Annotated in this window: 8 protein-coding genes; 5 read left to right on the forward strand and 3 right to left on the reverse strand. The window is 58.4% G+C overall.

Annotated elements, in window-relative coordinates:
- Positions 1-621: 621 nt before the first annotated feature.
- Positions 622-1,968, reverse strand: coding sequence for a DUF6002 family protein (locus tag ACZ5WE_RS36840; protein WP_467695801.1), 1,347 nt, complete (start codon positions 1,966-1,968; stop codon positions 622-624).
- 257 nt (positions 1,969-2,225) lie between these two features.
- A complete protein-coding gene (locus tag ACZ5WE_RS36845) occupies positions 2,226-3,281 on the reverse strand; it encodes a methyltransferase (protein ID WP_467695803.1) in 1,056 nt (351 codons plus the stop codon).
- A 711-nt stretch (positions 3,282-3,992) separates the two neighbouring features.
- On the opposite strand from ACZ5WE_RS36845, the gene ACZ5WE_RS36850 reads away from it, so the two are divergent.
- The 4 genes from ACZ5WE_RS36850 (at position 3,993) to ACZ5WE_RS36865 (ending at position 7,475) form a co-directional block, all read left to right on the forward strand.
- Entirely contained in the window at positions 3,993-5,264 is a 1,272-nt protein-coding gene (locus ACZ5WE_RS36850; protein ID WP_467695804.1) for an MFS transporter, read from the forward strand.
- Positions 5,261-6,322: an ATP-grasp domain-containing protein gene (locus tag ACZ5WE_RS36855; protein WP_467695806.1), complete on the forward strand. Its 1,062-nt coding sequence runs from the start codon at positions 5,261-5,263 to the stop codon at positions 6,320-6,322. Before ACZ5WE_RS36850 ends, ACZ5WE_RS36855 begins: the two co-directional genes overlap by 4 nt.
- A gap of 245 nt (positions 6,323-6,567) precedes the next feature.
- A complete protein-coding gene (locus tag ACZ5WE_RS36860; RefSeq protein ID WP_467695807.1) occupies positions 6,568-6,804 on the forward strand; it encodes a hypothetical protein in 237 nt (78 codons plus the stop codon).
- A 254-nt stretch (positions 6,805-7,058) separates the two neighbouring features.
- Positions 7,059-7,475: a hypothetical protein gene (locus tag ACZ5WE_RS36865; RefSeq protein ID WP_467695808.1), complete on the forward strand. Its 417-nt coding sequence runs from the start codon at positions 7,059-7,061 to the stop codon at positions 7,473-7,475.
- Positions 7,476-7,607: 132 nt separating this feature from the next.
- Here the strand turns inward: ACZ5WE_RS36865 and ACZ5WE_RS36870 are convergent, their stop codons facing one another.
- Positions 7,608-8,165 (reverse strand): hypothetical protein, encoded by a 558-nt coding sequence (locus ACZ5WE_RS36870; protein WP_467695809.1) that lies wholly within the window; start codon positions 8,163-8,165, stop codon positions 7,608-7,610.
- A gap of 16 nt (positions 8,166-8,181) precedes the next feature.
- Between ACZ5WE_RS36870 and ACZ5WE_RS36875 the strand changes: the two genes are divergently transcribed.
- The coding region (locus ACZ5WE_RS36875) for a hypothetical protein (protein WP_467695811.1) at positions 8,182-8,573 on the forward strand (392 nt) is incomplete at its 3' end.

Below are 8,573 nucleotides of genomic sequence, written 5' to 3' on the forward strand. Positions count from 1 at the left end.
CAGCGTGCATACGCAGCCGTCGACTTAGGGGTGCTCTAGAAGGTGAAAGGGCAGGCACAGGATGTCACCTTTGACATGGATCGGTGAAGAGGCGATTAGAGGTGGCGTGTATCTCGGCGGTGTGTAGTGACCTTGCTGTCGAGTTAGCTCCTCGGAGAGTTCGGGGATGCTCGACTGATCCACTCAGACGGGTGAGCTGGCGCCCGAAAAGCGCACTAGCAAGGCGCGGTAGACGGGGTCTCTTCGTGCTGCGGGCCTCGGCGTGCAAGTGTCGGGCCAGGCCCTGTTCCTCCCGCGCCCGCTCGACTTTAGGAAGGCGTCGTGCTCTCGGTGTGCCGCCAGTTCCCCGGCGGGTACGCTCCAGAACTCCTGCTGAAGCACGACGAAGGCGATTGTGACCCGGGGCAGCAGCGGGTAGGTCGGCTGGGCTGGAGTTCGCCGCCCCAGTGCTGGGGAACAGAGACGACGGGGACCCCGGGTAGGTGGTGCCCGACGTGAGGCAGCGTCACCCGGCTGTCAGGTGACCCGAGTTCCCGCGGGTGGCGGCCGCCTCGCGCCGCAAACCGAGAGGCAATCATGGTGAGCCTTATAGTTCGAGGTCGCATGCCATGGGCTTTGTCATCATGCTGCCGCGGCTTTGAACACGACGTCCTTGAGCATGTCGCCGTTCTCTACGGTGTGCAGCGCCGAGCGGGACAGCGGCGTGTAGTCCGGCGCGCTGTAGCACCCCGATCCGTGGATGAGGATGTCCCTCTCCGGCACGAGGCCGCGGTCGACGGCGTTGAGGAGTCCCGTCATCGCCATCACAAGAGACCACTCGCGCAGGGCGCGGGGGTCGGCGGGCAGCTCCACTCCGGCAGGCCGCAGCAAGGCTCTGATCTGTGGGTACCGCGTTATGCACTCGTGCAGAGACACAACAATGCCGCCTCCGCCGTGGGTGCGGATGAGGTCGTTCATCCGGGGAGACGTCGGGGGCTTGCGGGTGTAGAACGTGGCGTCGAGTGTTTCGCCCAGGTCTGCCGTCAGGTACGGGAATCGCGGATCCATTCGCTGCTCGAACAGACCTGTCCGTTCGTTGTAACAGTAGTCGGGCAGGTGATCGACGCTGGTGTCGTCGTGGTAGAGGCTCAGCACCATGTCCGGAGCACCAAGGTGCTGCACCAGGAAGTAGTGCGGGTGTGGCATGGAGTCACGCAGGTGCTGACTGAGTAGTGCGCGGCCTTGTGCGTGGCCGAGCAGCCCATACGCACTGGATACCGCGTGGACGTGCAACCGGGGCTCGCTGGGCGGGAAAAGGTCGGCCTCGGCCAGGGCACGGATGATATCCGCGGCCATGTAATTGTTTAGGTCGAGGGTGTACCAGAGATGAGCCCCCGTGGCCTCCCGCACGACTGACGCGTGCTGGTCGATCACATGGCGGGCGAGTGACTTGACGTGGGCCGGCTCGCTTCCGGGGTACACCGCCACGGGGTTGCGGGACCTCAGTTCATGGTCACGATGCAGGTCGGAATCCCACAGCTTCGCTGAAGCCCCCTCGGGGACGACGACCGACACGCTCAACTGGTCGGGCGTCACCAACTTCAGGCGGATCGCGCGCAGTACCGCGTCACGCATTGCTGTGGCCTTATTGGCCGAGGACGGTGTCAATATCATGACGCGCTCGCCCGTTTCCTGAATATAACGGACCGCTCGAGCCACAATCATAAGCGAGGCAAGCGTCTTCGTCGTGCGCGTTCCCGGGTTCTGTGCCAGATTCAGCAGCGCGAGCTGCTTTCCCGCGTATTCACCCACTGAGGTGAAACTGAGACGGGAAACTGAGAAGAACTCCCGGACCTCAGGTGTCATTGCGGGCAGCTGAACCCCTGGATTGAAGTCACGGGAATCCGAAATCGGACCACCCGCTATCGCCTTGAGCGCCGGATTTATGTAGGCGTAGTAGCGTTCGATGGAATTCTCTACCTCAACCATTCTGCGGATCTCCTTCTAGGGCCACAAATTGTCACTGCATATGCCCATCCCATTCAGAGCTCCCACATTCGCGATGCTCCGGTCCGTCGACATTCGAGGTTATTAGCGATTTGCTACCCAGGCTGATGTCAAAGGAGTCGATGGTTCAATTGACCGACTCGCGCCGGCGGAGACATTCCTTCGCGTTCCGGAAAACCTGTCCGGAAGGACAAACTTTGATCCTTGCTAATCAGTGACTCGGGATTCGCTATCTAACCTCAGGTCTTATGAGCTTCAATCACGCTGACGAACGAACCTGCCAGTGGCGTGACATTCGAAATACGAAGGCCAGCCAGCTGGAGAAGTGCCTGGAACTGGGTAAGGGTTCGTTCCCGGCCGCCGACAAGAACCATCATTGCCAAATCGCTCCAATAGGCAGGATGAATCTTGTTGGAGTCCGGTAGGATCATCTCGCAGATAACGATGCGGCCGCCCTCAGGGAGGGATTCACGGCTGCTCCTCAAGATTTCGATAGCATCTTCGTCCTCCCAATCGTGAAGAACACTACACATCAAATGTGTGTCCGCCCCAGTCGGGAGTGATGAGAAAAAATCCCCTGCTACAACCCTGCAACGATCCATCAGCTGGTTCAGCGCACCAGTCTCGCCAGACCTCTCGATAACGGCGGCTCGGTCAAAGAGAATTCCATTCATATGGGTGTTTTCTCGAAGAATGGAGGCCAGGACAGCACCTCTCCCACCGCCCACGTCGAGTACGGAAAACGTATTCTGCCATGATGGGAGGGTGGCTAGGTCGCTGTACAGACGGCTCGCTCGCTCTTGCATCCGCCGATCAAACGCTGCGCCAGCCTGGCTATTGCTTTCCTTATGCGCGAAGAACGTCTCGCCGAACTCACTATTGAAAGCTGGCTGCCCAGTAGCAATCGTTTCAACGGCACGGAGCCATGCGCGGTACGATTCGATGGTGGAGAGGGTTTCCCTCATGGAAACAGGTGAATCACTAAGCAAGAGCTGACCCAGTTCCGTGAGGGAAAACCGTCCACTTTCATCCTCACTGAAAAAGCCACAACCGGCTAGTGGTATCAATAGTCGTTCGAGTGCCCAGGGGGACACATTGAGTCCTCGTGCGAGGTCCTTTACGTTCTTCTCGGCTTGAAGTAGTTCGTCAGCGATCCTCAGTCGTGCAGCAATAGACAAGGCGTAAGGAAGCACTCCGACTATGCTGTCGTCACCCATGCGAAGAAAATCGCGAACTACTGGGTTTTCGGCTGTAGAAATAACCTGTTCTATTTTGGAGCTTTCCTGTTGTTTCATCTACTTATACTCCATTTAACAGATCGTACGTTGAGAACCTCAGAAATCCCAGTTTGGATATCGCTTCAATTTGCCAAGTCGCTCCGGTGGCCATATCTGGCGCGATATGCGGCCTAGTAAGTTGATGCCAATATGTTGGAAGACCCTGGGAATTCACCGTACAGCTAAGTGCAGCTCGACTCATGAACTGGTCCTATAGTTCGCTGAACAGCCGCTTTAACGCATGTGTGCTGCCGCGGAGATTGACGAGGAAGATATTTAGAGGAGCCGCTTTGAGAGCTGCCCCAGCCGGCAACTTGGGCCAGAACGAGATGCTCACACGCCACCGCATTCCAAAAGCGAGCGTTCTTAAATCACCCGACTCTCACATTGATTCTAATGCCATGCATCCGACAAAGGCCATGGACTGGATATGCAGCTGACCAAGATTTCCGGGGTCCTCGGAAGATATCTTTCCGCCAAGATCTCGACCAGTTAAACCTCCGCATACCATCCCAAATCGGCACCTGCGTCGGTTATGAGCTGGGTGCTCGTCTGACAAGCATCCGTTGTTCAGAGTGGCTGAGAGTCGCCCATCGACGCTACGGGACCGGCACCACCAGATGACTGCTAGTCGTCCTGCTATATGGCGCAGGTGAGCAGATCCGTAGCCGCCCAGTACGCGTACTGGAGCACTTGACAGGACGCTAGAGGTTATGCCTAGAAACTGTCATGACCTCAAACTCACCGGGCACCGAAAGCCAGCCAACGGAGCGGACGCCTCAACCGCTCTATCGGGAGAGAGATTTCCGCCTCTTCTGGCTATCCCGGGTACTGTCTGGACTAGGTTCGGCTGTCACTTTTGTCGCACTTCCCGTTTTGACCTATGAGGCGACAAAGTCCCCGCTGCTGGTTTCTCTGGTGGCTGCCAGTGAGGCTGTACCGTACGTCTTCTTCGGTCTCCTGGCCGGCGCCCTTGCCGACTACGTGAACCGCAAGGTCATGATGGTGACGTCCGATCTACTGAATGCCCTATGTCTAGGAAGCATTCCGATCGCTGCCGCAGTTCATACCGTGACGCCTGTTCATATCGTGATCGCGGCATTCACCTCGTCGAGTCTCTACATCTTCTTTGACGCAGCAGGATACGGCTTAGTTCCGTCAATCGTAGGTAAATCGCGTTTGCCACAGGCGAACAGTGCGCTTTGGGGAGCTGAGACAACTGTCCGGATTACCGGAACTGCTATGGCAGGCATACTTATCGCAACTGTGCGTCCAACTAGTGTAATCGCATTGGATGCCATATCTTTCCTTGCCTCCGCACTTCTTATACGCTCCCTGACTCATTCCAAGAGCGCACCCACGGGAGGTACAGGACCGTTCCGGTTGAGACAATCAGTGAAAGAGGGACTCCGTTTTCTTTGGCGCCAACCTGAGTTGAAGATCATGACTATCTCGGGATGCCTCCAGTCATTTGCAGGAGGGGCGTTTCTGGGGCAGCTCGTGATCTTTGCCGATCGAGGACTTGGAATCGATAAATCCGACCCACGGGTGGGGTTTTTGTTTACAGCATGGAGCGTTGGTGGAGTTATGGGATCTCTAATGCTCCCACGTTTGCTCCGTAAGGCTCATCCGATCTGGGTAATGCGAGTAGCGCTACCGTTCAGCGCGGTGCTCGGATTGCTGACCATCCTTACGACTGACTGGCGTCTTGCCTTACCTGCCATCACGGCTTGGGGCATTGTGTATCTCATGGTTATCGTGAACACAGTTACCTATAGTCAGATGGTCACTCCTATGCCTCTACAAGGTCGGGTCAACACGACGCGTCGTATGTTGTCATCTGGAGTGGGAGTCCCTCTTGGAGCGATGACTGCTGGGATGTTTACAGTGGTATTCACTGTCCGTGTTGGACTTCTGCTAGCAGTCGTAGCCGTAGGATTCGCGGCGATCACCTCCTGGCACCCGCATCTATCCGTTCAAAAATCAGAACGCAAAAGATGAGTTGGTTTTACTATTGCGCGGAGATTGCAATTCTCAAGCGGAATCGCGAATTGGTGCCCACCGAATTCGCCGTGGATTCGGAAACGTCAAATCTAGTGGAGCGCTCTATGAATGCTGTGATCAATTGGATATATCACGCGGATGACATGGAGCCTGAAAAGGCGCTTGGATTCGAGGAAAGTCTCGCGGAAAGGTACCGGCCTCTTGCGGCAAAAGCTGGGTTTGAATTCAGAGTAATGCGGGCCGGTGAATTGGTGCCGACGTGCGATCGGAAACCCGGCCTCTGGTACAGGGGGGTGGATCTGCTTGAAACGCGGCAGTGCTATATCGTCGAGGACCAAAGTATGGGCCCGCAGGGTCTGCAGCATCTTTTTGCAATATACCGGACGATTCAGGCCAGCAATTCTGTACTGCTCAACCCGTCGTTCACAGGCCCCGACTATCTGGAGCGCGACAAGCTATCTCAATTGCAATATGCCGCGGGGCTCAATATTCCTGTCCCGACAACTATTTCGGTGCCACCGGGAAAGTATGCACGCCGAGCGATTTCCGAAGTGGCCAGAAGTATCGGAGGAGGCCCATATATTGTAAAGCCTAGGGAACTCGGCGAGGCCTTGGGGGTCCTTAAGGTTGAACTTGACCAGCAGCTCGCAGCTGCGATTGATATCGTTTCACAATCCGGATCGGGGTACATTGTGCAGCCGTTCCTTCAGTTCAGTGTAGACATGCGAGTAGTGCTGGTTGATGGACGTGTTGTTACTTCCTTTGTTCGCAGGCCCATCCCTGATGGATATCTAGCGAATGTCAGCAAGGGTGCTTCGTTCGAAGTTGTAGAGCCCGAACCGATAGTCGTCTCCTTCTGTGAGAAGATCGCAAGTGGCCTGTCGGCCGAGTACATCATGATCGATTGGTTGATAACAGAGCATGGGCCTGTTCTTAATGAATGGGGAACGGTGAGTTGTGGTTTCACGTTGCTGCCAGAACCCGAACTCTCAATGTTGGCTGATGAATTCTTTGGCTGGATAAGACGCAAATTCGACGAGGCGGAGTGCTCGTGATGCACGCGAACTAGAGCGTGTCTCCTTGGTGGGTGGGTCAGTTGATCGGACCCGGACACCGAAGAGGCCCGTCAGCGCATCGGTCGCATGGCCCGCCTCTTCGAGCGCCTGCTGACGCGGGTCCCCGGCCGACACCGAGCTGACGGCCGGGGACTGGGCGGCCCTGTCCGCCCTGCAGCGCTCCGGCGCTCCCCACCAGGCCTCCCCCCCCGCTGTCGCAGCAGCTCGGGATCACCTCGGGCACGATGAGCGTGCGCCTCAACCGTCTCTCCCGTGCCGGGCTGATCGAGTCCGTGGCGGCGGCCGACGGACGCAGCAAGCCGGTGCGCCTGACCGAGCAGGGGCAGGCCCGCTGGCGCTCGGCCACCCAGGAACGCACCACCCAGGAGCGGCGGCTGTTCGCCGAGGCCCTGTCTCCCGAAGAGCTGGCAGAGCTCAACGTGTTGCTGAGTGGTCTGCTGCGCCGCCTGGAGGATGAGTGAGGCCCTTGAAAGGCGGCCGTCGCCGACGAGTACGTAGAGGTCAGCATCGAACTGACCCTGGACGGCACTCCGACGGAGATCCGGCGCAGCCTCCAGTACGGGCGCCAGAACAAAGTCGTACTGGAGGCGACGAATTCTCTGTCGGTGAGTTCTCCGACCGCATCCTGCACAAGTTCGGCTGGCCGATCCTTAGTATTCCCAAAGGCACCCAGGCCACCACCGCCACCGAGCTCACACCTCTGACGTTCCGCAGCGTGCTGCGCCACGTCTACCGCAACGAGGACTCGTGGACTCAGTTCGCTGACAAGGAACAAGAGTTCCTGAGGCGAGCCGTCATCAGCTACCTCTTGGGTTTCGCCCCGGCCAGGTACAGCAACCACGACTTCGAGCTTGCCGCAGCACAACGCCGACTTGCTCAGGCGCAGGCGGCCGAACGAGAGGTTCATGACAGCACAGACCGAACCGTCGCAGCCGTCTGCGAGAACCTGCATCTGCCGACTCCTAGGAGCGAGCAGCAGGTCAACTCCACCAGAACCGACTTGCGGGCCAACCTCGACGTGGTTGTAAGGCAACGTTCCCAGCTGACCAGCGAAGTGGAGCAGCTTGTTGCCGGACAACGCCAAGAAGGCGATGCCGGGGCAGTGAGCCATGGCTACGACGCCACCCTGTAGCAGCAGTACGAACAGGCGACCCAGAACCTCACGAGCACCGCTGAGACCGTTGCCGGCCTCGAGCAGGTCCTGACTGCCCACATGCAGTCACACAACACGGTCCGGGCAGAGATCGCCCGCATGGAACGCCTTCTAGCCTCCGTCGATATCTTCGACAGCCTGCCGGTGCGCCTGTGTCCTGCCTGCGAGCAGAAGATCGACATCCATCGCGAACACCCCGAAGGTACCTGCTACGTATGCACCCAGCCCGAGACAGAGGACCAGCGCAGACGACGCGGAGAACTCGAGAAGCGGTCCCTGGCCGCAGAGGCCGATGACCTCCAGGAAGTCATCGCCCGAACCAGCCGCGACCTCGACCAAGCAAAGGCCGACCACCGGCACGCCCAGAGCGCCCATCAAGACATCGCCAGGCAGCTGAACGTCGACCGGGCCGCCCGCCTCGCACCGTTCATGGCCAGACTCGAAGAGATGGCCACCCAAACCACCGTCCTGGAACAAAAACTCATGGCACTGCCCGCCATCGAGCAGATGCTCACCCGCAAGACCGTCGCCACACAGACGAGCCAGGCGGCCCAAGACAGACTGAACCGACTGAAGCAGCAATTCGATGAACCCCCCACCACGGGGAGAACGCCCATCGACCGCTGCGCCCTGTTCGCTGACCGAATGAACGAATTCCTCAACCGCCATCGCGATGATGTCTGGAGTGGCAGGGAATGTAGCGATCAGCGCGGACGACCTGACCTTCTACGTCGGGACCCGCCCCTGGAACCAAGTTCTCGGAGCCGAGGCCCGAGTGCTGTTCTTCCTCGCCTACAGCAGGGCCCTACTTTTCCTGGCCAGAGACCTCGGGGACGACTGCCCGTACCCGGGGCTCCTCATGCTCGACAACCCCTTTCAGCAGGGAATCGCAAGCGACGTCGTTCACGAAGTTCTCCGTGACATTGCCGATGCCGCCGCAGCCACCGGCGCACAGGTGATTTCCACAGGCCGTACCAGTACCACGTCTCTCCCCTGGCATCGAACAGATTATTATGCCGAACACCTACATCGGCGAACCCGAGAGCTGACGGCCACATCTGGACAAGGAGGGGCAGG

This window comes from Streptomyces sp. NPDC033180, assembly GCF_055577645.1.